The organism is uncultured Fibrobacter sp., assembly GCF_946062555.1.
Lineage (GTDB): Bacteria > Fibrobacterota > Fibrobacteria > Fibrobacterales > Fibrobacteraceae > Fibrobacter.
This window is the reverse complement of sequence record NZ_CAMGVQ010000004.1, coordinates 81,645-106,745: the sequence shown is the minus strand read 5'-3', so window position 1 is coordinate 106,745 and position 25,101 is coordinate 81,645. Positions and strand designations below refer to the sequence as shown.

Genomic DNA, 25,101 nt, shown 5'->3' with positions numbered 1-25,101 from the left:
ACAGAATCACTTAATTGCCCCAAAACATAATCACATTCATCAACAAAATTGTCTAGCGTATCCGTCCATCTAGGGCCATCTTCCTGAACCCTGTAGTTGAAAACACGGATACGTTGATGTCCATGTCCCCCAATAGCATAATCAGGGGTCTCCTGCATCCATTCCCTACTATCAGCCAAGATAACTAAAGAATCATCGACAAAGCCAACAACTTTAGCAACATCATAGGCACGGAACTCCCGTTCACCCCATCCGTCGTCAACCCCGCACCCCCACATGCATACGCATGCAAACGCGGTTATGGCAACCGCAAGCAGCCTCGCCATTTCAGACTTGTTCAACAGATTTTCCATACTCTGTTCTCCTTAAAACTTTTTCTGCGTATTTCACTACAAAATAATAGCAAACCACGTTGCATATTCAACGCCCCAGTACCTTCATGGGGGCTATCAAGCGTAACAATCTTATCCACATCATCATTACTCCAGATCCACCACAACATCGTCATCTTTATAAAATTTTAAGGGTTCGCGCCACGTAAACGCAGAATCAAGACATGAAATTTCCTGATTACCAAGACTACATATATTTGCGCGCAGTTCTATCATATCACCCCAAAAAAATCCGCTACTAAATATTAAAGGAGTTGAAAGAGTGTCTGTGTTATTTCTTAGAATATAGCCTTCAAGAGGATGTTCTCCAGAAACAGAACAAATCACATCATCGCCCCACGCCCGTACATCATCGCACTTCTGAATCCATTTTAAATTTTCATCAAGGCGCTTGAATGTCAAGGTTCCAGCCACCGTATCCAACACCGCATACTGACAGGTATCACCACCATATCTTAAAGATTTTTCACTCAAAACAATAATTGATTCCTCAATCCAGCTCCTCATGTTTTTTACAAAAAATGTTTGACTGCACCTTTCCGTTTCAACAGAAATATTTTTCACAATTGGCTTTTCACCTATTTTCCAAAAAGTCATCAAAGGGCCCTTCCATACTTTAGTATAAAGAGAAGGTTGCCCCCCCATACAACAGAATCACTTAATTGCCCCAAAACATAATCACATTCATCAACAAAATTGTCTAACGTATCCACCCATCTAGGGCCATCTTCTTGTATTCTGTAATTGAAAACACGGAGACGCTGATGTCCATGTCCCCCAATAGCATAATCAGGGGTTTCCTGCATCCATTCCCTACTATCAGCCACGATAACTAAAGAATCATCGACAAAGCCAACAACTTTAGCAACATCATAGGCACGGAACTCCCGTTCACCCCATCCGTCGTCAACCCCACACCCCCACATGCCCACACACATGAGAGTCACCATCGCAGCCACAATCAGTCTTTTAATTTCAAACTTTTTCAACAGATGTTTCATACTCTGTTCTCCTTAAAACTTTTTCTGCGTATTTTACTACAAAATAATAGCAAACCAAGTTGCATGTTCAAGGCGCCCGTACCTTCATGCGGACTATCTAGAGTAATTATCTTGTCCACGTCCTTGTTGTAGTTCGGACCTTGAACATATTCGCGGATGGCTACGCCGCCCATGCTGTGACCAATAAGGATGTAGCGGGAGGGTATTTGGCGGTAAAGGTCGGGGTTCTGACGAATGGAATCAAGAGCTTCTTGACCATGTAAGTTCTTCGATGTATCACCTGAATCTACTACAAAACAAGCTTTTACTTCCTGGGCTTCTTCCATCATCGCACGACGATGTTCGTATTTGGAAGCAGGCATATACCATGTTCTGCTACCAAGTTCAAAGGCATTATTATAAGAACTGTTCGCCGGGTTTGAAAAAGAGCGCCACTGATAGACGTAAGAATACTTGCTTTCCATTGGTTTGGGAACAGCCCAACAACCGATGAATAATGCCACCACTAATAAAAGAATATTTTTCATAGTATTCCTTAGCTTATAAATTCAAATCCAGAATTATCTCGTCATCTTTAAAAAAATTCAATCCGCCACGCCAAACGACTCCTGAACATACAACCACTCCATCAACAAGGTTACATAGATGTCCATTTGGTTTTAGCACACTACCAAAGAAGGTTCCAACAGTAAACTTCAATGGGACATCAATAGTATCCTTTCCGTTTCGTAAAAAGGTTGCCTCAAAAGGTTGTTTTCCAGGCATAAAGCAATACACATTATTTCCCCATGTCCGCACATCATCGCACTTCTGAATCCACTTCAAGTCATCATCCAATCTTTTGTACGTAAGCATCCCTGCAACCGTATCCAACACCGCATACTGGCAAGTGTCATCTCCAGCAGTCAAAGGTCCTTTCGCAAATATTGAACCGTCGCGCCACTCCCGCAAGGAAGCAATCGGAAAAGAAACTGAACACCCATCAAAATTTGAACTTATGTTGATAACATGCGGTTGTTCACCAATCTTCCAAAAAGAAAAAGAAGTCCCATTTTTCCATACTGTAAGATTCATAGCCGTATTACCGCCCCAAACAACGGAATCTGATAGTTGTCCCAGAATATATGTATAATAACCGAACCCTTCGTCAACAGAATCCACAAAAACGGGGCCATCCAATTGCTCCCTATAGTTGTATATACCAATAGTCCAGCGGCCAAGTCCAAAACGTTCTCCGCTACACATGCAACCAGCTGCATAACTCCATTTATTTGCATGAGCCACGATAGCAAAGCTATCATTCACGAATCCGACGATTTTCTTCTCGGTCTCTCCTGCCCAGCTATATTCCATGTCATCGCACGGATCGTCGTAACACCCCCACATGCATACGAGTGCGAGAATCAAGGCCGTAAGCGGCCAAAACTTTCCAATCATGGATGAAATCTCTTTACAATTTTCTTTCATAATAGCATCGGTGTGATTTTTATCACACACAAATGTATCCAATATTTAGAACAAAGTCAAGACAAATTGAACGATAATTTTAAGAAATGATTAAGTCGCGGATGGCCACGCCGCCCATACTGAGCCCGACGAGGATGTTGCGGGAACTTGCTGTCGGTAGAATCAAAAGCTACGAGCTTGCCGACTACTCCGAAAAAACAGCTTGGCGCAACGCTTCGAGAGCTTCGTTGAATTTCCAGGATTCACGGTCGCGGGTGGTAGCCATATTGCATACGGCGCGGATTTCAAAGACCGGCACGCGACAAGCCATGCAGGCGGAAATTCCCGCAGCGCCTTCCATATTTTCGATATCGGCATCGAACATCCTGGAACGGGACAGGCCCAGTTCCTCGGTTCCCGTGCAACGATTTACCGTAAGGCCCACAACCGACTTCAACTTCTGCAGATGGGCGGGCGCATGTTCCGGCGCAGTCGCACGCACGGAACTCGGGAACGGATAAAAAGAACCGTCACGGTCCTGATACCCCATATCACCAACAGATTCGGCATCCACGCGCACGACATCGAGCACATCGATTCCGCGGCCAGGATACGCGCCACAAACGCCAAGAATAAACACGGCAGAAATAGAGATTCCGCGACGTTTGGCATCCCCCAGCAGGAAAGTCAGATTTGTCGCAAAATTAAGGATACCGATGCCCAAGACGCAGGCATAGCCACGACCATCCGAAAGTTCAATTAATTTATCTGAAACAACACCGTCTGCCGTATCGGCATACTCGGGAAAGAAGGAGGCGAACTCCGCCGGAGTCGCAAACGCAAACAATTGGTCACGACCGGGGAAATCCATCGGCTACTCCAGTTTTTCGACAGCATCCGCAAGCGAAGCTTCAAGCTCGGCAACGCGTTCCACTTTGAGATTGCAGGGTCGGTCGACTTCGCAACGAGCCGTCGCGACAGCGGTCGCCTTGACGAGACACTGTTCAAATTCCATTCCCTGACTGTCGGCAAAGAGCCAACCGGCAAAGAAAGAGTCTCCCGCACCGATACGGTTGTTCACCTGGATTTGCGGGGGTTGTATCTGCACGCCCTGGAACTTCTTTTCGACCAGGCGGAAGGCACGAACCGGGGAATCCTCGTCGGTGACCACCAGGTTCTTGATCGGGAGGCGTTCCAGCACGGCGGTCGCTGTCATTTTCCAGAACTGCGGACTCGATAGCACTATGGGGAGACCGAGGCGAGTGAGCAACTTGCAGTACTCCTGCATATTGATCTTGAGAAGCTCGACGCCCTTTTCAAGCCAGCCGTCAATGCCTTCGATGGCGTCGACGTATATCTTTTTACCCGTGAAATCCAGGTCGTTCAACAGCGACAGATTGAAGCCTTGGGGGAATGTTCCGCACAAAGCGACACTCTGCGTCGTGCTCCAGTAATCGTTGAGCGTCTGGATAAAGTCCTCGTTCTCAAAATCGGAAAGGACCGGCGAGGGCTCGATGAGTTCGGTAGACTCCCCCTCGCTCACGACGGTCGTGCAAATGCGCGTAGGTTCCTTGATCCACACGGGCGCCTGCTGGATTCCGTAAGCGGAAATCTCATCGAAAATACGCGAACCGTGTTCGGAGCCCAGGAAATGCATCATGAGAGGCACCCCGCCTAAAAGGCGGAGAACTAGGCCGCAGTTGATTCCCTTGCCGGAACCGTACTCTTCGACCTTCTTGATGCGATGCACCTCGCCCGGCGTAAACTTGTCCACGTAGAACAGGCGCTGCCAGGCGGGATTGAGCCCGAGAATCAGGATTTCCTGCGACATGGGTTGCCTAGAAATTCACCTTGAAGAACTTGCGCTTGCCCACCTGGACGACGAGGTTGTCGTCGCCCTTGATTTCGATCTGGGCTTGCGGATCGGCAAGCTTTTCGCCGGCAATCTTCACGCCGCCGTTCTGGACCATGCGGCGAGCTTCGCCCTTACTGGCGAAGGCCTTGATTTCAACAAGCAGGTCCAGGGCACCGTAGGTGCCGGCCGCCACGCTGCATTCGGCGGCATCGCTGGGGATGGCATTACCGCTATGAATTTCGCGTTCCTTCGCGGCAGCGGCCTCGGCGGCTTCTGCGCCGTAGTACTGCGTCACGATGTCGATAGCGAGGCGGTGCTTCGCGTCGTTGGGGTTCATACGCCCTGCGGCAATGTCCGCCATCATCTGCTTGATTTCTGCAAGCGGGATGTTGGTGAGAAGTTCAAACCAGTTCTCGACGATGCTGTCGGCGAGGCTGTAAATCTTGTGGTACATCACGTCGGCGGGCTCGTTCAGGCCCACGTAGTTGCCGATGGACTTACTCATCTTGACCTTGCCGTCGGTACCGAGGAGGATAGGCATGAAAAGGCCGATTTGCGGATCCATACCTTCAAAAATCTGCAAGTCGCGACCGCGAAGCACGTTGAACTTCTGGTCGGTGCCGCCCAGTTCTACATCGCTCTTGATGGCCACGGAATCGTAGCCCTGCATCATCGGGTACATGAATTCGTGCAGGCTAATCGGCGTATTGGCCGTGTAGCGGTTGTGGAAGTCCTCGCGTTCGAGCATCTGGGCCACGGTGAACTGGCCCATGAGTTCGGTCACCTTGCTGAACGGGAGCTTACTGAACCATTCGCCATTGTAGTGGATTTCCACCTGGTCGCGGCGGACGACCTTGAAGAACTGTTCCTGGTATTCCTTCGCATTCTCGAGCACCTGCTCGTGGGTGAGACGCGGACGGGCCTTGTTGCGGCCGCTGGGGTCACCAATCTGGGCAGTGTAGTCACCCACGATGAGCACCACAGTGTGACCCAAATCCTGGAACTGGCGGAGCTTGCGCATCACCACCGTATGTCCAAAATGAACATCAGGAGCTGTCGGGTCCACGCCCATCTTGATACGGAGCGGAACACCAGTATCGTAGGACTTCTGAAGCTTCTTTTCGAGTTCTTCTTGCGGCACAACATCGATAACGCCGCGCATCAAAATTTCAAGCTGTTCTTTTACAGGACGGAATTGCATAATTTTCTCAGTGGTTAGTGGTTGGTAGGCCGAAGGCCGTTAGTGGTTAGGTAAAATCGTTAACACAACTAATCACACAAAGCCCATGAAGAAGGAATAAATTTTCATACTGGACAAATATAGAAAATTAGACAAATTGGGTTTGGAGGCAAATGAGAGCGACCCCACAAAAGAGACATCATCGGACCTTCTCGAGGAAAGACGGGCCGACGGTTGGTCCCACTAAGATCCATAAAATTCTTTTACATATAACGATGTCTTTTTTATATAAATTTACATCATGAACATCCTGGTCTATTTCCTGTTTGCCCTGTCCGGGTTCGCGGGCCTCATTTACGAAGGCTCGTGGGCGCGATACCTTAAACTTTTCCTGGGGCATTCCAGCTACGGCCAGGTGCTCACGCTCTGCATTTACATGGGCGGGCTTGCCATAGGCAGCTTTGTGGCGGGTAAGATGGTGGTGCATACCAAGCGCCCCTTGCTGGGTTACGGTATAGTGGAACTTGCCATCGGTATCGGAGGCGTAGCGTACCACCCGCTGTACAACTGGCTGACGGGGATTTTCTACGATTCTGAATATACGGCGTCCTTGACCAGCCGCGGGGCCGAAATCGCCAAGGTGATTCTGGCTACGGGATCGACGCTGCCGATTGCGATTGCGGTAGGCATGACGTTCCCGTTCATTGCGGCGGGTCTTATGCGCAAGAGCGGTGCCGAAGTTTCACTCCCGATGCTTTACTTTACGAACAGCCTCGGTTCAGCCATCGGTATCTTGGCGACCAGCTACTTGTTGATTCCTGAAATTGGCAACCATGCCACCTTATGCGTTGCGGCCTCCATCAACTTCTTGCTGGCGGCAGTGTTCAGCTTTATTGGCGTAACGACTTCGCCCGTGGCATCCAAAGATGAAGATGCCCCCGAAGTCCACGACGAAGATTACGTGGCGGAGCACAAACTTGCGATGCCGCCGAAGAACACCTGGTTCTGGATTGCGGCGATTACGGGTCTCACCTCGTTCGTGTATGAAATTGTCTGGATTCGCCTGCTGTCGCTATTGCTGGGTTCTTCGAGCCATAGCTTTGACCAGATGCTTTCGGCGTTCATTTTGGGGCTTGCGCTGGGTTCTGCGGTAAGCGGAAAACTCTTGAAGAAGGACAGTCTCGTCGTCCTTTCGATGGCGCAGATTTTTATGGCTTTCTTTGCGCTTTGTACCTTATACTTCCACCAGCCCTTCTGGGGCATGATGAATGAGGCAAACCAGATTTTCAATCCGACCTCTGACGGTTACATTTGCTGGAGCCTGTTCAAGTACGCGCTTTCGATGCTCTGGATGATTCCAACGAGTTTCTTTGCCGGCATGACGCTACCGTTGATTACCTTGATTTTGACTCGCGCCTTCAAGAGCGAAGCCCCGATTGGCAAGGTCTACGGCTGGAATACGCTCGGTTCCATTATCGGTTCGGCAGGCGGTGGACTTTTGCTACTGCCCCTGTTGCAGCTCAAGGGCGCACTCGTGACGGCCGCCTTGCTCGACTTCGCCATCGGCTTTATCTTACTGGTGATTTACCGCAAGCGTTTCCGCTACAGCGTGATGTTCTATATCATGGTGTGCGTCATGATTATGCCCGCCATCTTCGTGAAGTTCGATCCGTCGCTGATTACCTCGGGCGTGTTCCGCAGCTACAAGAACATGCACCCCAACGAAAAGATTCAGGTAATCGACGGAAAAACCGCAACCATCAGCTTCCACGAATCGCCGGTGCATTATTACGTGAAGACCAACGGCAAGGCCGATGCCAGCATGAGCAAGAACCGCGAGGCTCCGATTTCAAGCGACGAACTCACGCAGGCGGCAACCGCCTTTATGCCCATGGCCGTAAAAACGGAACAGTACGACGCCGCCATGGTGGGCTTCGGTAGCGGCATGGGCGCTCATTACCTGCTCGCCGACCCCCTGCTCAGGGACTTTGACTGCGTGGAAATCGAGCAGGCGATGATGGATTTGGCGAAGGGCTTTTATCCGTGGAACTACCGCGGCTACGATGACCCGCGCATCCATATCTATATTGATGACGCGACGACGTTCTTCCATACGAACCGCCGCAAGTACGACATGATTATCAGCGTGCCCAGCAACCCCTGGGTGAGCGGCGTGGCAGGACTCTTTGCGCATGAGTTCTACGCCAAGATGCGCCGTTACATGAGGCCGGGCGCCCTTTGGGTGCAGTGGATTCAGACTTATGAATTCAACGACCTGATGTTCCTGAACATTCTGAAAGCTCTGGATACGGTTTTCCCGTACGTTAGTTTGTATAAATCCACCGATGAACCGGACATCATCATGATCGCAAGCGACGAACCGGTGATGCAGAAAGGCATTGGACGATTCTCTACGGATACGGCGCTGGTTGCGGAATTCAAGCGCATCCACCGCGACCCGGAATTCTTCGGCGAAAGAAACTTCCTCTTCACAAACAAGATGGTCAAATCGCTGCTCGAAGGTGTAAAGCCGAACAGCCTGTTCATTCCGATGGTCGACAACAAGGCCGAAGAAGCCCGGTTCGTCCACTCCGAGGCGCACATCGTGAGCGTATTCGACAGTTGCGAAATTTGCTGGCAGCAGTACCTGGACCCCGAGGACTATGCGCTCCGCCGCCCCGCTCGCGTAAAGGCGATGCTTGAAGAACCGAAGGATGAATTCAAGAAGACAGCCCTGCTGGCCTATGCGGACGAACTCATCGCCGCAAAAAAGACTTCGGATTCCATCGTTGCCGATTCCGCTTCCGCAGACAGCATTCAGCCGGAAGACCCGCGCCTTGCCGAACTTGAAGCATCTACAGGCTACCAGAAATTCCGCGAGAACTACATCGAGTGGATACGCGCAGTCCCGATGGAAGCGCGAGACTCCGACGAAGTCTATATCAAGGTGAGCGAAGCCGTGAACGCAGGTGCACTCCCCCGCAGTTTTGCCGACGAATTCAACATCATGGACGCGGCACGCCAAGGCGTGTACAAGCAGGCGGCACTCCTGATTGCGGACTTCTTCGACCGCTACGAGATGAACGACATGGGCGACATTTTCCTGCGGAACTGCATCGTGATAGCACTCCTCGCTGGCGAACCGGAACTTGCGAACATCGTCTACGAAAACGCCATCCAGAAGAACGAAGACTTCTTTGCCGTGGAGAAGCGCCTGATCGAGCGCGAAATCCAACGGGCAAGAAGAAACCCATAAAATACGCATCTACAGAAATGCCATCGTATGACTTTGTAGGGAAATAAAAAGACGAGCCCCTTGAGGGCCCGTCAAACAATGCTGTATATAAGCGACTAGAACAGGAAACTTACGCCGACCGTCGTGTAGAACGTTTTGAGCGAAGATTCCAGGAAAATGTCTTCGCGCATAAGCGACTTGTTCGAAAGACTCGTGAAGCACTGCACCACGCGAATGTTCACATGGACCCAGCGGGTAAGCATGTAACCGAGATCGAAGGCACCGCCCACTTCCATACCGGAAGTGGAAATGGTATTGTCCTGGGATTCCGTCGCAGCCCCGTTCTTGAACTCGGAGGTTCCGTTGAGCTTGAGACCCATATTCAGACCCAAACCGACATAGAAGTTGTAGTCTTCGAACGTATAGCGGAAAATAATCGGAATGTCGAAAATGAATATGTCGATGCTACCCGTATTCGTGTAGATGTTCATATCCTTTTCGTAGACGTAGTGACGGTAGTTGAAGGTGAGTTCCGGAACAAGGCTCAGGTCCTTCAGCATGAAATTCATCTTGAGCATCAAGCCACCGCCCACCTGGAAACCCATCTTCCAGCCATCGGAATTTTCACCAAAAAGGGTGTTGGTACCGACCTGGGCTCGGATACCGAGCATCACGGCACGGGCAAAGCCCTCGTTACGCATACGGTTGATTTCCGATTTCTTCGTGGTTTCCGCCTTGTAGCGGGCGTACGCACTGGCATATTCCTCGTCGTTCGCAAACTCACTGTCGGTAGAGCCGTCGTAAGCAGGAGCATCGTTTTCCGAAGTGCTCTCGGCGGACGGAGCCGTCGCCCATCCCTCGTCGTCAGAAGAATCGTCCTGGGCCATGGCGGGTACGGAAAGCGCAAACGCCGTGGCTAGAATTACACACAATCTCTTTAAATCCATGATTCAATAATAATAAATGAATATGTAAAACCCGCCTAAAAAATAATTTCAGTGGGCCAAAAGTGTGTAGAAAAATTTTTTTACTTTAACAGAACGGCCTTTTGGACCTTACTAGAGCAGCAGCGTAACACCGAGCGAAACATGCATCGCGTAAAGTTTTGAATGCTTTAGAGTCGATTCCGCAATCCGGTCCAGGTCCAACACGTTCGTGAAGTTCTGCACGACCCTGAGGTCCATAACCAGCCAGCGGTTCACCACATAACCGATATCGGCAAGCCCGCCAATTTCCACTCCGACCGTCGGAATCGTATTGCTGCGCGTTTCCTTCGACTTGTGGCCCTCGGCTGTAATGGTCTGCTTGAATTCGGATTCACCGCTCATCTTGAGTCCGAGGTTCACGCCCAAGGCAAAGAAAAGGCCGTCTTCATCAACGACGAGCTGTCCCATGACCGGAATTTCGAACAGCATTTCATTGATGGCCGCCTCGTTCTCGCCGTAATCGGACTCACTCTCGTAACCGTAGTGGCGGTAGCTGAAGTTCAGTTCGGTCGCCACACCGAAGGATTCACCGAGCGGAAGCCGCGCCATAAGGCCTGCCCCGAATTCCGGCCCGAAATTCCAATCACCGGATTTTTGTCCAAAACTCTTGTTTACGCCACCCGACACGCGGACGCCGAACTGCACGCCCATCGAAAAGCCCTCTTTGCGGGCGCGGTATTCCGCCGCATTTTCGGCAACATAATGGGGAGCATCGTCGTCTTCCTCGTCGATATTCACCGTCGCCACCTTGGCGGAATCGGCGGTACTGTCGGAAACGACGCTATCTGCGGGTACCTGCTCGCCAGAAGCAGATTCGGCGGAGGATACTTCTGAATTTTCGCCGTACTGGAAGTCTTGTTCGGAGGCCTGTTCGGCAGGGACATAGCCGCAGCCGTCACCCACGCAATTCGGGTCGTTCACTTCGCCGGAACCTTCAAAAACACCCTGCGCAAAAGCAAGAGGGGAAGCAAGGGCTCCTGCAAGAAGAACGACTGCCAAACGGTTCGACAGCGAAAAGGTTTTCATACTTTTAATTATAACAAAAAATCGGGGAAAGCGGACAAAAAAAATGCCGATCAATAATTCTAAATTTGTGGCATGCCTATTCTTTCTGCCCAGAACCTGTTGTTGCGAATAGGGGCGAACGCCCCGTTGCTGGATAACGTGAGCTTTGACATCGAGGCCGGCGACCGAATTTGTCTGGTCGGCCGCAACGGTTGCGGCAAGAGCACCCTTTTAAGGGTGCTTTCGGGCGAGACCGAGGCGCAGTCGGGCGATATCGTAAAAAAGACCGGGCTCCGGATTTCGCGCATGATCCAGGAAATTCCCGCACACATCGAAGGGACGGTTCGCGACGTGGTGATGGGAGCCGTTTCTGTCGGAAATTCTGCCGCATGGAAGATTGGCGATGACTCGGCGCGCGACACCCACGCCGAGGCGATTTTGGGAAAGACGGGAATCGATCCCGAGGCATTATACGACAGCTTGAGCGGCGGGCAGAAACGCCGGACACTTTTTGCGCGTGCCCTTGCGCAGGACCCGGACCTGTTGCTGCTCGACGAACCCACGAACCATCTGGACATTCCCGCGATCCAGTGGCTCGAAGGAATCGTGACGAGACTAAGCAGCGCACTTTTATTCGTAAGCCACGACCGCACCTTTGTGCGACGGGTTGCAAACCGCATTTTTGATTTGGACCGAGGCCGTATACGCTGCTGGGATTTCCCGTACGACAAGTTCGTACAGTTTAGGGACCAGGCGCTTGCCGAAGAGGACAAGGCGAATGCGCTTTTTGACAAGCGGCTTGCAGAAGAAGAAGTTTGGATTCGCAAGGGAATCCAGGCGCGGCGGACCCGGAACGAGGGCCGCGTGCGGGCGCTTATTAAAATGCGCGAGGAGCGTGCGGCGCGCCGCACCCGAACGGGCAACGTGAATATGCAGATTACCGAGGCCGACCGTTCGGGGCGCCTGGTGGCAAGACTCACCGACATCAGCTACTCCTACGATGGGGAGCCTCTCATCAGCGGGCTTTCGACCGAAGTTTCCCGCGGCGACCGCATCGGAATCGTAGGGCCGAACGGCTCCGGAAAGACGACGCTTTTACGCCTGATTCTGGGCGAACTCAAGCCCGACACCGGCGAAGTACGCCTCGGCACGAACTTGCAAATCGCCTATTTCGACCAGATGCGTACAAGGCTCCGCGAAGACAAGGCGCTGGTGGAAAACATCGCCGATGGCCAGCAGTATGTGATGTTAAATGGCGTGAAGCGCCATGTATTAAGTTATCTGCAAGACTTCCTTTTCTCGGCGGACCGCGCCCGTGGTCCCATCAGTGCGCTTAGCGGCGGTGAACGCAACCGCCTGCTGTTGGCTTGCCTCTTTAGCCACCCGAGTAACGTTCTCGTTCTCGATGAACCGACGAACGACCTCGACATGGAAACGCTTGACCTGCTCGCCGAACTCCTTGCGGATTACAAGGGAACAGTGCTTACCGTAAGTCACGACCGCGCCTTCCTCGATTCTGTCGCCACAAGTATTTTAGCAATCGAAGATGGCGGCAACGTATTTGAATCAGTTGGCGGCTACAGCGACTACGAGGCGAAGAAAAAAATCCGCGACAAGGAAGCGGCGGCGGCAGCGCGTATTGCCGCCGAAAAAGAAGCGGAAAAGGCGGCGAGGTCCGCACAGAATTCCGCAGCGGTTTCGGCGGCGCAGGCCCCTGCGGGGTCTGCCGGCGCTCCTCCGAAAAAGAAAAAGCGCAGCTACAACGAGGAGCGCGAATACGCCGCCCTCCCCGAGAAAATCGAAAAACTCGAAGCGGAAATTTCGGAACGCCAGACGGAACTTTCTAAGCCCGAAGTGTTCACGAACGCCGCCCGCATCGTGGAACTGCAGAAAGAAATCGCAGACCGCGAAGCCGAACTCGAAAAGGCCTACGAACGCTACGAGGAACTCGACTCGCTGGGTTAAGCCAGGGTGTTAGGGGCCGGCGACTGAGGCCCCTAGGCGAGGGGGTAGCGGCCTTTCGACAGGCTCAGGGCCATTTGTCACTGAGGCTGGCGATAGAAGCGAGGGGGAGGCTTCCCCCTCCGGATAAATCAGGTTGACGGAACTATTTTATTTACAAAAGTTTACAAATGCTTCCCGAGACGCCTATTTTTCATTATCCCAAGTTGCAATATTCATATTCTTATATTACATTTAGAAGGATGGATATTAAAGGGAAATCATAAGAGGTCTATTATGATGAAAAAAATGGTTTCATATATGGGTGCCTTGGGCATCTTGGCAAGTTCCGCTTTCGCGGCTCCTGCAACGGTTTGGGGACCTGAAGGCGCAGGCGACAAAGCTCCCGCCTACTGGTACTCCTACGAATACGGCACCGGTGCTTCGATCGACACTTCTACGACTGCGGAGAACGTCAAGGTCGCCGACATGGTGGCCAAGGCTGGCAGCGCAAGCAACGGAGCCGGTTTCGGTTTCGCATGGGAACAGAACGCCGCCTATAAAGATGTTCCTGTTTCGCTTTCCGGCTACAAGGGCATGTGCCTGACCTACAGGTCCACGGCTCCTTTCCGCGTAGACTTCAAGCAGTCCACCATTACCGACGACAACTACTTCGGCTCGGAACTGAAGGCATCCAGCGGTTTCAAGAAACAGTTCATCGCCTTTGCCGACCTGAAGCAGGGGTGGAAATCCACGACGACGGTCACCTGGAACATTACCAAGCAAATCGGAGTCCAGTTCGGTTTCAAGAATACCCACGCAACAACGACTCTCAACACGAACACAGTCGAAATCGCAAGCATCATCCTCGGTGACAAGTGCGAAACCAAGCCCCCTGTCCTCGTAGGGACCGAAACGGATTCCACCACCTTGTACGAAGGCGACACCCTGGACATCAACCTCTCCAAGATTTTCAGTGACGATGACGGCGATGCGCTCGTAACCGCCTTGATTACGAGTGGCAAGGCCAACGCCTCGTTCATCAAGTCAAAGACCTCCTATGAGCAGACCGACCATATCTATATGGTGGCAGCCGCCAATACGGATGGCACGGCAACGGTCGTCCTGCAAGCAGACGATGGAGAAAACGACCCCGTTGATTACACACTCACCGTAACAGTCAAGGATAGGGAAAACGCGCCGGTCGCAGTGAACGATACCTACACCGTCAAGGAAGACTCCGTCCTCAAGGTCAAGGTCACGAACGGTCTCCTGAAAAACGACTACGATGTTGATGACCCGAGCGCCCTGTCTCCGCTGACGATTACCGTCGTTACCGAACCGGAGAACGGAACGCTCTTAATGGAAACGAATTCCGCAGGCAACCTGAACGGAGGCTTCACCTACACGCCCAACCCGGACTTCTACGGAACGGACGTCTTTACTTATACCGTCACCGACGCCACTGAAAATGTAAGCAAGCCGGCAACGGTAACCATCAACGTGACCGCAGTCAACGATCCGATGGTTCTGGTGAAAGTCGATGCCGACCTTTTCAAGGACACTCTCCGGCTTGAAGAAGACTTCGATCCAGATGCAACAGACGCCTTTGAAATTCCCGCAACCGCATTCGTCGTTGACGATCCCGACGGTCTTGAATCTGTAACCTACGGTGTGACCTCTAGCGGAATCGTAAAGGCCGAGTACAGCCACGCCGCCGGTTCCCACTATATTCTATTCACCCCGATTGCCAATGCAAACGGACTTGCAAAGCTGACCTTCTGGGCCAAGTCCGGCAAGGATTCCGTCGGTGTCAACTTCTTCGTGAACGTACTTGAAGTCAAAGACCTGCCTGTCGCAACCGACGACAGCTACAAGGTCGTGCAGGATTCCCTGAACAAGATTGCTAAACCCGGCGTGCTGAAGAACGACCTGAACCCGGACAGCGCAAAGGCTACGCTTACCGCGATTCTCGTGGAAAATGCTGGCGAAGGAACCGTTAAGCTTGCTGAAGATGGTTCTTTCACCTACGATGCAGGACATTACGAAGGACTTGACTCCTTCCAGTATGTCGTGGTAAACGACAAAGGCGACACATCGCTACCGGCAACAGTTATCCTTACGGTCGGACACAAGAACCAACCCCCGAAGGCGATCGCCGGTGTAGCAGACACGGCCAGCAAGCGTCTTTCGACCCTCAAGGAAGATTTTGGCAGTCCGGTGACCTTTCTGAAAAAGGAAATGCAGACCTGGTTTACCGATGATACGGATGACGCCACCAAGTTCACCTTCTCGGCCCGCAGCGACGACAGCCTGCTTGCCCCGATCGTGATTACCTCGACGGGAGCTATCCAGGTCAAGTCGGTCAAGAACGCCTGCGGCAACGCCGAACTCATTATCGTCGCTAAGGACTCCCAAGGCGCAACGGGAGAAATCATCCTTCCGGCCGTCATCGCCTGTTTGAACGACCGCCCGGTGATTGCAAAGGCCATCGACACCCTGTATGCCGGCCTCGGAGAAACCTGGAACCTCAAGTACGAATTGAACAGCAACGTTTCCGATCCTGACGGTGATTCCCTGACCTATCAGATCGAGCCGATTAAGAATACCGATTTGTTCACATGGTCTATGAAGGACGGTATCATCTCGATTGCAAGCGCCAAGGACTCCGTCGTTGCCCCGGGCACCATGTTCCCGATTGCAATTACTGTAAGCGACGCCGAATTCTCCGGAACGTTCAAGCTGCTCGTAATCGCCAAGGAAGCTCCTGCATCGTTTGCTCCAGTGATGGCCTCTCCGAAGATGAACTGGCAGAGCGCCATCGTAGCAAACCGTGGCACAGTCGCCCTGTTCGACATGCAAGGCCGCGTGATGTGGCAGGCCAAGCTCCCGGTGAGCGAAGCCGACGTGCGTAACGCTGCCGCACAGGTGCAGGGCAGAAAGATCCTGCAAGTGAACAAGCAGACCTGGACAATTAAATAGACGAGAGAACGGGCCTACGGCCCTACAGACGAAAGACGAGAGATATTTCGTAACGATATTTAAAAGAAAGGGCTCCGCGATGCGGAGCCTTCTCTCGTCTGTAGCCGCAGAGCGGCGTTCTTTCGTCTCTCGTCTACTTTACGAGCGCTTCAGTATCCAGCGCGATGAGCAGTTCTTCGTTCGTTGCAACGACCATCGCGGTCGGGGTGCCGTCCTTGCTAATGATGTGGCCGGATTCCTTGCCGTTTTTCTCGTTGCGGGCTTCGTCGATCTGGTAGCCGAGAATCTTGAGGTTGTCCATCGCCATCTTGCGGACAAGCTTGCTGTTCTCGCCGATACCGCCGGTGAATACGAGCGCATCGATGCGGGGGAGTGCCATGGCGATGCCGCCGATTTCGCGGGTGAGCCTGTAGGCGAACGTTTCGAGGGCAATCTGTGCGCCGACATGGCCTTCGCTTGCGGCCTGCGTCAGGGTGCGCATGTCGTTAGAAAGTCCGGAGAGGCCGAGCAGGCCCGATTCCTTGTTCACGAGCTTGTCGAGGCGGTCGATGTCGTAGCCGTATTTTTTGCTGATGAAGAAGAGCACGGCCGGGTCGATGCTTCCGGAGCGGGTGCCCATGATGAGGCCTTCCAGCGGGGTAAAGCCCATGGTGGTATCTACGCACTGGCCGTTCAGAATGGCGGAGCAGCTGGAGCCGTTACCGAGATGAGCCGTGATGAAGCAGCAGTCTTCCGGCTTCTTGCCGAGAATCTTGGCGGCTTCGCCAGTCACGAAGCGGTAGCTTGTACCGTGTGCGCCGTAGCGGCGAATCTTGTCTTCTTCGTAGAACTTGTAGGGGATGCCGTAGAGGTAAGCCTTGCGCGGCATGGTCTGGTGGAAGGCGGTGTCGAACACGGCGACCTGCGGGAGGCCCGGGAAGAACTTGGTGGCGCATTCCATACCGGTGGCGTGTGCGGGTTCATGCAGCGGGGCGAACAGCGTGATGCTGCGGATATAGTCGATGACTTCCTGCGTCACCTTTTCGCTCTTGACATACTTGCCGCCGTGCACCACGCGGTGGCCGATGGCTTCGATGGTGTCGGTGAGCTTCTGTTCGGCGAGGAACTTCTGGACTTCGGCGACGGCTTCGGCGTGCGTGGGGCAGTCGAAATTGAAGTCGATGTTGCCGACCGGGCCCTTGGCCTTCACGTGGCCATTTACGCCGATATTTTCGACGAGGCCGCTAGAGATGGATTCTTTGGTCTGGGTGTCGATGACAGCGAACTTGACCGAGGAGCTGCCGCAATTAAGAACGAGTACGCGCATTGTAGTTTCCTTTTTAGTTTTAACGGTTAATAAAATAGGAATTTTATTAACTACATTTACGCCGATGTTCAAGAAAGTTGCAGAGTTTGACAATCGCGTGTCGGTTTATTGGACCAACCGGCATTATTCCGAGAAGACGACGAAGCTCCTCAAGTTTTATGTGCGCCTGGGTGACGGCTATATTTGGGGCGTTTTTGCACTGGTTCTTTTTTTGCATTTGGGATGGTCGGCGTTTTGGCCGATTCTTGCACAGGCTTTGGTGGCCATGGTGTTTTCGCTTGGCCTGTATGAGGGCGTAAAGCTTAGCACAAAGCGTCCGAGGCCATTTGCGGCGAACCCGCAAATCAAGGCGGAAGTTCCGCCGCTCGACAAGTACAGTTTTCCGTCTGGCCATACGATGAACAACTTGGCGGTGGCCTCGGCGGTGTTTTATGCGGTACCGCAGTACGGTTGGATCATGATGCTCTTGCCGCTCACATGGGGACTTTTGCGCGTGTACTTTGGCGTGCACTGGCTCACGGATATTATTTGCGGTTTCCTGCTTGGCATCTTGAGTTTTGCGATTGCGCATGCGATTTGGGCTTTTTGCTCGCCGGCTGTTCTTGCGGCGATCGGTGTCGGGGCTTAGATGGAATTTGTACCGGCGGCGAAGTTTTTTGATTCCCTTGCTTCCGACGAACGCGTATTCCTTTTGATTCGTCACGGAGAACGCAGGCATATTACTCCCGAAGATCCTGATTTCGGTGCGCATGTGGGCCTTACAGAGCGTGGGCGCAAGCAGGCCTTGGCGCTTGGCAAGTGCATTCCTGCCGAGGGCGACATGAGTTTCTTTTCGAGCCCGGTAGGCCGCTGCATCGAAACGGCGCAGAATATTGGTAAGGGCCGCGGCATCAAAAATTCGCTCATCGAAAAACTGGATTGTCTCGCAGAATACTTTGTTCAAGATTACGATGAGTACACCAAGGTGCTGCGTTCCGGTTTTTACGAAGGCATTTGCCAGTGGCTGCAAAAAGAAGCTGCAGGTAAGCCGCGCGGCGATAAAGAAGCGTTTGCGCCTCTGGCCGGGCGCTCCGAAGAAATGCTTGCGATGATGCTTGAAAAGGGGAACGCCCGCTTCAACATTTTCGCGACGCACGACGCCTGGGTGGTGCCGTGCCTTACACACTTTTGCAAGATGGCCTTTATGCCTCAGCGCTGGATGAATTTCTTGACCGGCATGGCCGTGGCGGCGACGCCTCGCGGCAAGCGCATCGTACCCATAACAGCGCTTGATTCCGGCTGGTTGGAATTTTAACCTTCTTTGGTGAAAATTCTCCATTCTTGTCGATATCGCCTCTTTTTTACATATATTTTAACCATAAACAGTAAGAAGGGGTTTTATGGGTTTAATTTCAGGGGACTCGCATTCAAACAATCTATGATGATTCTGGCGGCCATTACGGTCGTCTTCGGCCTGATATTCGGCATATGAGCTACAAGACTCAAAATATGCTGAACAGGATGACCGTTGAAAATGGAGAAGAGTCTAGCCGCGCAAACGCAAATTACATTGACAAGTTGTTCAATGCGGGAAAACTGGTTCCCCAAATCGTAGCAGTCGTACTCGCATACGAACCTTGAATGGGGCCTGAAACACCCAAAGGCGAATTCATGCGACTCGCCCGTTTCACTGAAAACGAAATCAAGCTTGTCACCGGCGGGCACTACGACGACAAGGAATGGTACTACAGTACAAGGGACGGCAAGACCAGCCGCTGGCATACGACCTCAAGCAAGGTTCCATGGTCGTGAAAAACGCAAGCTCCGAAATCAAGGAGATTTTCGAAGTGACCGGTTTCTGCGACATCTTGACTGTCGAATCATCTTATTTCGTCAGGTAGAAACTTTCAGGGTTCACCGAGATGCCGTCAATGCGGATTTCGTAATGGAGTCCAATGCTTGACTGGGTCCCGCTCTCGCCAATCAGGGCGATGGGTTGGCCACGGTGAACCGTCTGTCCCTGGTTGACCAGGTTCTTACCCAAATGGGCATAGAAGGTGCGCACGTCGTGGCCATGGTCTATCTTGACCGAAAGGCCAAAACCGCGATGCTTGCGGACCTCGATAACGGTACCTGCACCCGTTGCATAGACCGTATCGCCTTCGGCTGCCACGTAGTCAATTCCTCGGTGCGGAAGTTCGCTGTCGGTAAACGGATCATAGACGATTTCGAAACGCTTCTTGACGGCATGGCCGTTCTTCATCGGATGAAGCACCGGAATCTTTTCGGCCGCGACGGAATCCTTTTCCAGGGCGGCCAGCAGCTTTTTAAAGGAAGCCTCCACCTCATTTACGCTCTTGCGTTTCTGCAGCAGGGAATCGTCGAGGGCCGAACCATCCAGCATAAAGCCGAGACCGCCCACCTTCAGGGTACTGTCGCGGAGCACGCGCGTTTCTTCGGCGCGCAAGATTGAGGAGTCCACCGAAGCTCGGATTTCCTTGAGTTCCTTCTTGATGGCGGCATTCTGACGGTAGACATTCGTCACATTCCCGCTCGTTATGTTGTCTAAAATCTGAACAGGGGAGAAAAGAATAAAACCCAGAACGGCGGCCACCACGGCCACCACGGCGACAACCGCACCCCAGAAAGAGAAACGGTAGCTTTTACCCGAAGCGGTCTTGCTCGGGAATACATGGACCTCAAGTTTCTTCACTTTCGGCCCCGGGGTTTTCTATACGCTTGCGGAGAGATTCAATGTGGCGTTTTTCCTCTTCGATGGCACCCAGCAGTTCTACCACGGACGGATCGTCCTTGATGGTCTGGAGCAGGTCGTCTCGAACCGCCCCGTGAAGCTTTTGGCCCAGCGCCATAAAACGCTTTTTGAGCTTGGATTCCTCGTTTGCAAGCTCCACCCGCAAAAGGGCCGTCGATGCCAAATTCAAAGCCTTGTTTTTTATCTTATTTAGCGTTTTTTCTGCCATGTTCAGATTCCTTTTGTCCGTAAAAAAATTAGTTTTTTATCTGTATAAAAATGGAGATCAACTATGAGCCGTAGCGACCGCAGACGCGCAAAACAGAACGCAAAGCAATTTACCCCTAAAAAGGCCAATGCACTGGACCCCAAGATTATTGCAGTCCTTGGCGCTATTGCCGTAATTTTCTTTATTGGAACTATGCTTATCCAGAGAGGCGCATAAATGAAGTTCAATATCAAAAAATCCGTATTGCAGGACGCGCTGCAGATCGCAATCAGCGCCATTCCCAACAAATCGACCCTGCAAATCCTCAACGACTATTCGCTGCGACTGGAAGGCAACTTCCTCGAAATTTGCGCCACCGACTTGAACCTGGGTGTGAGGATTAAGCTCGAAGTCATGGGTGAACGCGACGGCGAAGCCCTGATCAACGCCCGCAAGTTCTCCGACCTCATCAAGGCACTCGTGGAACCGAGCATCGACACCATCAGCGTGGACGTGCAGGACCACCTCACCCGCATCAAGTGGAGCGAACGCGGCCAGGCCTCCATCACGAGCTTTGACGCCAGCGACTTCCCGCCGTTCCCCGAAGTCGAAGGCAGCTCGCTCACGCTCGCCGCAAGCGAACTTGCATTCCTGGTCGAAAAGACCGCATTCGCCGTTTCGACCGACAACACCCGTCAGAACCTGAACGGCGTGTTCATGGAAGCAAAGGACGGCAAGGTTTCCATGGTCGCCACCGACGGTCACCGTATGGGCCGCGCAAGCATCGACCAGGAAGGTGCCAACCTCGAATCCGGCGTGATCGTCCTCCCGAAGGTGCTGCAGCTCGTGCTCCGCCTCGCAAAGAACGAAGACTCCGTCGAAATCTGCACCACCGAAACGCACGTGCTGTTCCGCATTGGCGCAACGCAGATTATCTCGAAGCTGATCGAAGGTCCGTATCCGAACTACCGCGCCGTGATTCCGCAGAACTTCGAACGTACCGTACAGGCCAACACGACCGAACTCCTGAACAAGGTCCACTGCATCCTGCCGATGGCCAATCCGCGTACCCACCAGATCCGTTTCCAGATGGACGGCAACAACATGGAACTGTCCGCGACCGACCCGGATGTCGGCGGTGAAACGCGCGAAGCACTCGCCGTGACGCACAATGGCGAAGGCAGCTTCAGCATCGGTTTCGACGGCCGTTACTTCTACGAAATCCTCAGCATGTGCAAGAGCGAAGAAGTGGTGCTCAAGATGAACACCCCGATCGGCGCCTGCATCATCGAACCCGTCGGTGACGACATGGGCTTCAGTTTCTTGCTGATGCCGCTCCGCCTCGCCGACTAAGGATTGAGCGGATTTTAAACAAATTAAAAAGTCCACTCCGGTGGACTTTTTAATTTCTCTCCTGCTTATTCTAACTCTGAATTCCGAAATCCGAATTAGCCATGTCCAACGCCATCCGCAAACGCATCAGTAGAAAAATCACCAAGGCTCTCCACGACTTCAACCTGATTGAAGACGGCGACAAGGTACTGATCGCCGTAAGCGGAGGCAAGGATTCCAGCGTGCTGCTGATGGAGCTCGCGAGCCGTATGGGAAAATTCCTGCCGAACTGCGAAATCGGAGCGATCCATATCCAGAGCGACTTTGCCGACAAGGCTCCTCGCGAATTCTTGCAGCGCATGGCCGAACAGTATCCGCAGATTCCATTCTTCTTCAAGGACGTTGCCGTCGAAGGACGTCTCAAGGAAGGCCGCAAGCTCAACTGCTACTGGTGCAGCACGCAGCGCCGCACCGAGCTCATCAAGTTCGCCCGCGAAAACGGATACAACAAGATTGCACTCGGCCACCACATGGATGACATCGTAGAGACGCTCCTGATGAACATGCTGTACAAGGGCGAATTCAGCGGCATGCCGCCGATGGTCCCCTACGAGAAATACCCGTGCAGCATCATCCGCCCGCTGTGCTACTGCGAAGAATCCGAAATCATCGAGTACGCCGAAGACGCCGACATCCGCAAGTTCACCTGCACCTGCGAATTTTCGAAGGCAAGTCACCGCAAGAGCATCCGCGAAGAAATCAAGAGCCTCACCAAGGGAAATTCCACCCTCAAGGCGAACCTGTTCGAAAGTATGCGCAACATCCGTATGGACTACCTGCTGTAACGCGCCGTCCGCGTATTTCTCCACCATATTTTATCTATAATTAGGTCATGGTCGCAAGCGAAGTCAACGCACTCATCAAGAAACTCTCCCCCTTCATGGAAGAGGAATCCGAGATATTCCGCGAACTCATGACGTTTTTCGGACAGGGATCCAAGATAGACGTCCACCACGGCGATCTCTCCAAGTTCCTGGGATGCAAGCGCCTTTACCGCGTCATCCGCCTAAAGGGCGAAAGCTACAAGGATTGCGTATACCAGCTGGCCGACAACTACCCCGAAGCAATGGATGCGCTCGGAATGCTGCGTTACTACAAGGCTCCCGTCGGGCCTGTCCGCTGGGAAGAAGTCGAGAAAGCGGAAATTGCCATGGGGCAGGAACTCACGATGGCCGCCTACGGCTGGATGCCCGACGCTTGGACCCTGTTCGAGAAAGGAGAAGGCCATGCAGATCCCGGGCAGCACGAACTCGTCGCGATTCTTGCGTTTGACTTAGGGGAATAAACTAGACCACAACGGCCTACTGTTTCAAGAATTCAAATAAAGTAACGCCAGGAAGTTTCGCCTTGCCGCGACTTTTTAGGTAATCGACCAGCGGAAGCTCCAACACCTGCTTCTTGAAAGCGGCATGGCGAAGTACGGGGAGTTCCCCTTGGCGGAACACGACGAAACCCGTATGCGTTGCATCGAGATCGTCCTTCGCCGCGACAAAGGCGATTCCCGTCACCATCAGGGGACCTTCGTAAGGTTTTGACACCATTTCGACGGCGCGGTCATAGGGCAGGTAGCGGATATCCATCGGCGCATCGGGCTTGTCGTACTTGAGTTTTTTCGCATTGAACAAGGCCCGCTTCGGCATCGTGCGCTGCACGACCGTATCGCCGTTCACCTGCATCGGGCGGGCAAACTTTCCCTCGCCCACCCAGTCGGCCAGCAAATAATGCTTACGGTGCATGTAGTCAATAACACCGTCCCTGTAACGGATTTTCTGAAGCAGCGGGGCAATCGCATTCTCGTTCGGTGCAAGGGCCATGGCAAGCACATGTTCCAGATAAGTCACGCAGTCTACGGAATCCATGTACACAATCGGCTTGCTCTCGATGGAATCCAGGTAACTTTCGCCCATGGGTCCCAGACGGTACGGGGTGCCCTTCATCATGCGGGAGAAGTATTCGAGACGCGCCGTCAGTCCCGCCACGTTCTGCGCCGAGAGCCACAACTGCTTCATCTTCATGAGCGAGGCGTAATGGTCATTGGTCCGCAGCACCAGACGCGTCCACAGGGTATCGAGGACATCCTTGAGCCTGGCGTCGGGATTCTTGCCCGTCTCGTTCAGATACATCGCGACCGCGAGCGTATCGCCGTCTAACGCGTAAATGTACCCCACCAGTCCGTGCACTTCGCCAATGAAGCCCGTCTTGAAACGGGTCAGCCACGGGTACGGCAGGTCGAGCATGCGTTTACCGCCGGTTCCAAGCCCCGGCCCGGCAAAACTGTTGATGTAAAATTTTCCCTTGGGGTGCCGCGCCATTTTCGCAAGCAGAGCCGTCTCGGTCGAGGGTTTCACCTTGTTCCTGGGGGAAAGGCCGCAACCGTCCCATATTTCAAAATCGGCCGTATCGAGCCCGATTTCCTTAAGGAACTTCATCTCCATCGCGCGGCCGCCCTCGACGCTTCCCTCGCCCGCCTTCTGAGCGCCCAAGTTACGGAAAAGCGTTTCGGCGTGCATGTTCTGGCTACGCTGATTGATTTCGTCGAGAATGCTGAGGAAGGGCGCCGCCGAGTAGGTAAAGGACCTTATCTGGATTCCCGCCGGGACATTCTGCCGTTCGACAAACGCCACCCCGCGCTCCTTAAGGGCATGGATAAAGGCTGCCTTGAAGTAGGCAATCGGATTACGCACCGGCAGTACCAACTGGCTGGAATCCACGCCTATTCCGATAGCACCGCCAATCGTGATTTCCGGTTTTGCCGAATCGAGCGCCCAGGTCCACTTGCGTTTTTTTCCGGGAACGGTCAGCATCTCGTTCTTAAGGACAACATAACCCACATCCGGGAGAATTTCGGCAATGGCCGTATCGCCCACCTTTTCGCCCGGCTTGAAGCGAATCATGGTGCAGTTGTCATTAAAACCGAGCGGAGCAATTTCGGCGCCGTACCAGGCGTCGTAAAAATTCTTGCGCCAATGTTCGGCACGCCACGGGCCTTTGTAATAGGCAGTGTCCAGGGTGATCTGGCCAAGCACGGTGTCGATTCCCAGCGCGTGAATTGAATCTGCCATTGCGTTCAGAATGTGGAACGGATCGGCGTAATAGCGGCCCGAAAAATTGGGATCGCCCTCGCCACGCACATTCACCTTTCCGATAAACTTTTTCTTCTGGACACTTCCGTTCAGCGACACTTCGGTCTTGGGGGCGTAATCAAGCGGCAGGTAATGGAGAGCCGTCGCCGTCGTCAAGGTTTTCAGCGTACTTGCCGGAGTGAACTTCTCGGCACCGCGGATATTCCCCAGTTCAGCACCGGACTTTACCGAACGAATCGAAAGCCCGTAACGGGAACCCGGTACCATGGAATCCACGTAGACCTGGAAAGAATCCAACCTGAAATTCGCGAAAACGACAACCGAAAGAAAACAGACAAAGAATAGAACTTTTCGCATA

General features: G+C 52.9%; 24 protein-coding genes and 1 pseudogene. 11 read left to right on the top strand and 14 right to left on the bottom strand.

Features of this window, described 5'->3' with window-relative positions:
• The 8 genes and pseudogenes from Q0P86_RS02145 to tyrS all read right to left on the bottom strand — a co-directional run.
• Nucleotides 1-353: pseudogene (locus Q0P86_RS02145) on the bottom strand (hypothetical protein); the annotation flags it as partial.
• Nucleotides 354-479: 126 nt separating this feature from the next.
• A complete protein-coding gene (locus Q0P86_RS02140) occupies nt 480-989 on the bottom strand; it encodes a hypothetical protein (RefSeq protein ID WP_294111148.1) in 510 nt (169 codons plus the stop codon).
• On the bottom strand, nt 989-1,393 hold the full coding sequence (locus Q0P86_RS02135) for a hypothetical protein (RefSeq protein ID WP_295037124.1): 405 nt from the start codon (nt 1,391-1,393) through the stop codon (nt 989-991). Before Q0P86_RS02135 ends, Q0P86_RS02140 begins: the two co-directional genes overlap by 1 nt.
• Nucleotides 1,390-1,920 (bottom strand): hypothetical protein, encoded by a 531-nt coding sequence (locus Q0P86_RS02130; protein WP_295037123.1) that lies wholly within the window; start codon nt 1,918-1,920, stop codon nt 1,390-1,392. The genes Q0P86_RS02135 and Q0P86_RS02130 overlap by 4 nt, the downstream gene beginning before the upstream one ends.
• 13 nt (nt 1,921-1,933) lie before the next feature.
• Complete coding sequence (locus tag Q0P86_RS02125; protein WP_295037121.1) at nt 1,934-2,902, bottom strand: hypothetical protein; 969 nt, start codon at nt 2,900-2,902, stop codon at nt 1,934-1,936.
• Between the two features lie 142 nt (nt 2,903-3,044).
• On the bottom strand, nt 3,045-3,710 hold the full coding sequence (locus Q0P86_RS02120) for a futalosine hydrolase (protein ID WP_290990997.1): 666 nt from the start codon (nt 3,708-3,710) through the stop codon (nt 3,045-3,047).
• 3 nt (nt 3,711-3,713) lie between these two features.
• Nucleotides 3,714-4,670 (bottom strand): 1-phosphofructokinase family hexose kinase, encoded by a 957-nt coding sequence (locus Q0P86_RS02115; RefSeq protein WP_072979149.1) that lies wholly within the window; start codon nt 4,668-4,670, stop codon nt 3,714-3,716.
• A gap of 7 nt (nt 4,671-4,677) precedes the next feature.
• Nucleotides 4,678-5,895 carry a tyrosine--tRNA ligase gene (gene tyrS / locus Q0P86_RS02110; protein WP_290991001.1) on the bottom strand — a complete coding sequence of 406 codons (1,218 nt, stop codon included), beginning with the start codon at nt 5,893-5,895 and terminating at the stop codon, nt 4,678-4,680.
• A 280-nt stretch (nt 5,896-6,175) separates the two neighbouring features.
• On the opposite strand from tyrS, the gene Q0P86_RS02105 reads away from it, so the two are divergent.
• Complete coding sequence (locus Q0P86_RS02105) at nt 6,176-9,130, top strand: spermine synthase (RefSeq protein WP_295037117.1); 2,955 nt, start codon at nt 6,176-6,178, stop codon at nt 9,128-9,130.
• Between the two features lie 95 nt (nt 9,131-9,225).
• On the opposite strand, the gene Q0P86_RS02100 is transcribed toward Q0P86_RS02105, so the two are convergent.
• Nucleotides 9,226-10,056 carry an outer membrane beta-barrel protein gene (locus Q0P86_RS02100; RefSeq protein ID WP_295037115.1) on the bottom strand — a complete coding sequence of 277 codons (831 nt, stop codon included), beginning with the start codon at nt 10,054-10,056 and terminating at the stop codon, nt 9,226-9,228.
• Between the two features lie 111 nt (nt 10,057-10,167).
• Nucleotides 10,168-11,121 (bottom strand): porin family protein, encoded by a 954-nt coding sequence (locus tag Q0P86_RS02095; protein ID WP_295037113.1) that lies wholly within the window; start codon nt 11,119-11,121, stop codon nt 10,168-10,170.
• A 72-nt stretch (nt 11,122-11,193) separates the two neighbouring features.
• Here Q0P86_RS02095 and Q0P86_RS02090 point away from each other — a divergent pair, with 72 nt between their 5' ends.
• Both Q0P86_RS02090 and Q0P86_RS02085 read left to right on the top strand, forming a co-directional pair.
• Nucleotides 11,194-13,065 (top strand): ATP-binding cassette domain-containing protein, encoded by a 1,872-nt coding sequence (locus tag Q0P86_RS02090; RefSeq protein WP_295037111.1) that lies wholly within the window; start codon nt 11,194-11,196, stop codon nt 13,063-13,065.
• A gap of 273 nt (nt 13,066-13,338) precedes the next feature.
• Nucleotides 13,339-16,023: an Ig-like domain-containing protein gene (locus Q0P86_RS02085; RefSeq protein WP_295037108.1), complete on the top strand. Its 2,685-nt coding sequence runs from the start codon at nt 13,339-13,341 to the stop codon at nt 16,021-16,023.
• Between the two features lie 133 nt (nt 16,024-16,156).
• Here the strand turns inward: Q0P86_RS02085 and Q0P86_RS02080 are convergent, their stop codons facing one another.
• On the bottom strand, nt 16,157-17,329 hold the full coding sequence (locus Q0P86_RS02080; RefSeq protein WP_295037106.1) for an acetate/propionate family kinase: 1,173 nt from the start codon (nt 17,327-17,329) through the stop codon (nt 16,157-16,159).
• A gap of 64 nt (nt 17,330-17,393) precedes the next feature.
• Between Q0P86_RS02080 and Q0P86_RS02075 the strand changes: the two genes are divergently transcribed.
• The 4 genes from Q0P86_RS02075 (at nt 17,394) to Q0P86_RS02060 (ending at nt 19,120) form a co-directional block, all read left to right on the top strand.
• On the top strand, nt 17,394-17,957 hold the full coding sequence (locus tag Q0P86_RS02075) for a phosphatase PAP2 family protein (RefSeq protein WP_295037104.1): 564 nt from the start codon (nt 17,394-17,396) through the stop codon (nt 17,955-17,957).
• Nucleotides 17,958-18,623: a histidine phosphatase family protein gene (locus Q0P86_RS02070; RefSeq protein ID WP_295037102.1), complete on the top strand. Its 666-nt coding sequence runs from the start codon at nt 17,958-17,960 to the stop codon at nt 18,621-18,623.
• A gap of 173 nt (nt 18,624-18,796) precedes the next feature.
• Nucleotides 18,797-18,949, top strand: a complete 153-nt coding sequence (locus Q0P86_RS02065; RefSeq protein WP_290991026.1) for a hypothetical protein — start codon at nt 18,797-18,799, stop codon at nt 18,947-18,949.
• Nucleotides 18,950-19,120, top strand: a complete 171-nt coding sequence (locus Q0P86_RS02060) for a hypothetical protein (RefSeq protein ID WP_294111179.1) — start codon at nt 18,950-18,952, stop codon at nt 19,118-19,120. It begins immediately after the preceding gene.
• 73 nt (nt 19,121-19,193) lie between these two features.
• On the opposite strand, the gene Q0P86_RS02055 is transcribed toward Q0P86_RS02060, so the two are convergent.
• Both Q0P86_RS02055 and Q0P86_RS02050 read right to left on the bottom strand, forming a co-directional pair.
• Complete coding sequence (locus Q0P86_RS02055; protein ID WP_290991031.1) at nt 19,194-20,021, bottom strand: M23 family metallopeptidase; 828 nt, start codon at nt 20,019-20,021, stop codon at nt 19,194-19,196.
• Entirely contained in the window at nt 20,008-20,289 is a 282-nt protein-coding gene (locus Q0P86_RS02050; RefSeq protein ID WP_290991034.1) for a hypothetical protein, read from the bottom strand. Before Q0P86_RS02050 ends, Q0P86_RS02055 begins: the two co-directional genes overlap by 14 nt.
• 63 nt (nt 20,290-20,352) lie before the next feature.
• Here Q0P86_RS02050 and Q0P86_RS02045 point away from each other — a divergent pair, with 63 nt between their 5' ends.
• The 4 genes from Q0P86_RS02045 (at nt 20,353) to Q0P86_RS02030 (ending at nt 22,945) form a co-directional block, all read left to right on the top strand.
• Nucleotides 20,353-20,505 (top strand): hypothetical protein, encoded by a 153-nt coding sequence (locus tag Q0P86_RS02045; RefSeq protein WP_175547423.1) that lies wholly within the window; start codon nt 20,353-20,355, stop codon nt 20,503-20,505.
• A complete protein-coding gene (gene dnaN / locus Q0P86_RS02040; protein ID WP_295037099.1) occupies nt 20,506-21,621 on the top strand; it encodes a DNA polymerase III subunit beta in 1,116 nt (371 codons plus the stop codon).
• Nucleotides 21,622-21,722: 101 nt separating this feature from the next.
• Nucleotides 21,723-22,445, top strand: a complete 723-nt coding sequence (locus Q0P86_RS02035) for a tRNA 2-thiocytidine biosynthesis TtcA family protein (RefSeq protein WP_290991039.1) — start codon at nt 21,723-21,725, stop codon at nt 22,443-22,445.
• 47 nt (nt 22,446-22,492) lie between these two features.
• On the top strand, nt 22,493-22,945 hold the full coding sequence (locus Q0P86_RS02030) for a hypothetical protein (RefSeq protein WP_290991043.1): 453 nt from the start codon (nt 22,493-22,495) through the stop codon (nt 22,943-22,945).
• Between the two features lie 16 nt (nt 22,946-22,961).
• On the opposite strand, the gene dacB is transcribed toward Q0P86_RS02030, so the two are convergent.
• Nucleotides 22,962-25,100, bottom strand: coding sequence for a D-alanyl-D-alanine carboxypeptidase/D-alanyl-D-alanine-endopeptidase (gene dacB, locus Q0P86_RS02025; protein ID WP_295037097.1), 2,139 nt, complete (start codon nt 25,098-25,100; stop codon nt 22,962-22,964).
• Nucleotide 25,101 lies beyond the last annotated feature (1 nt).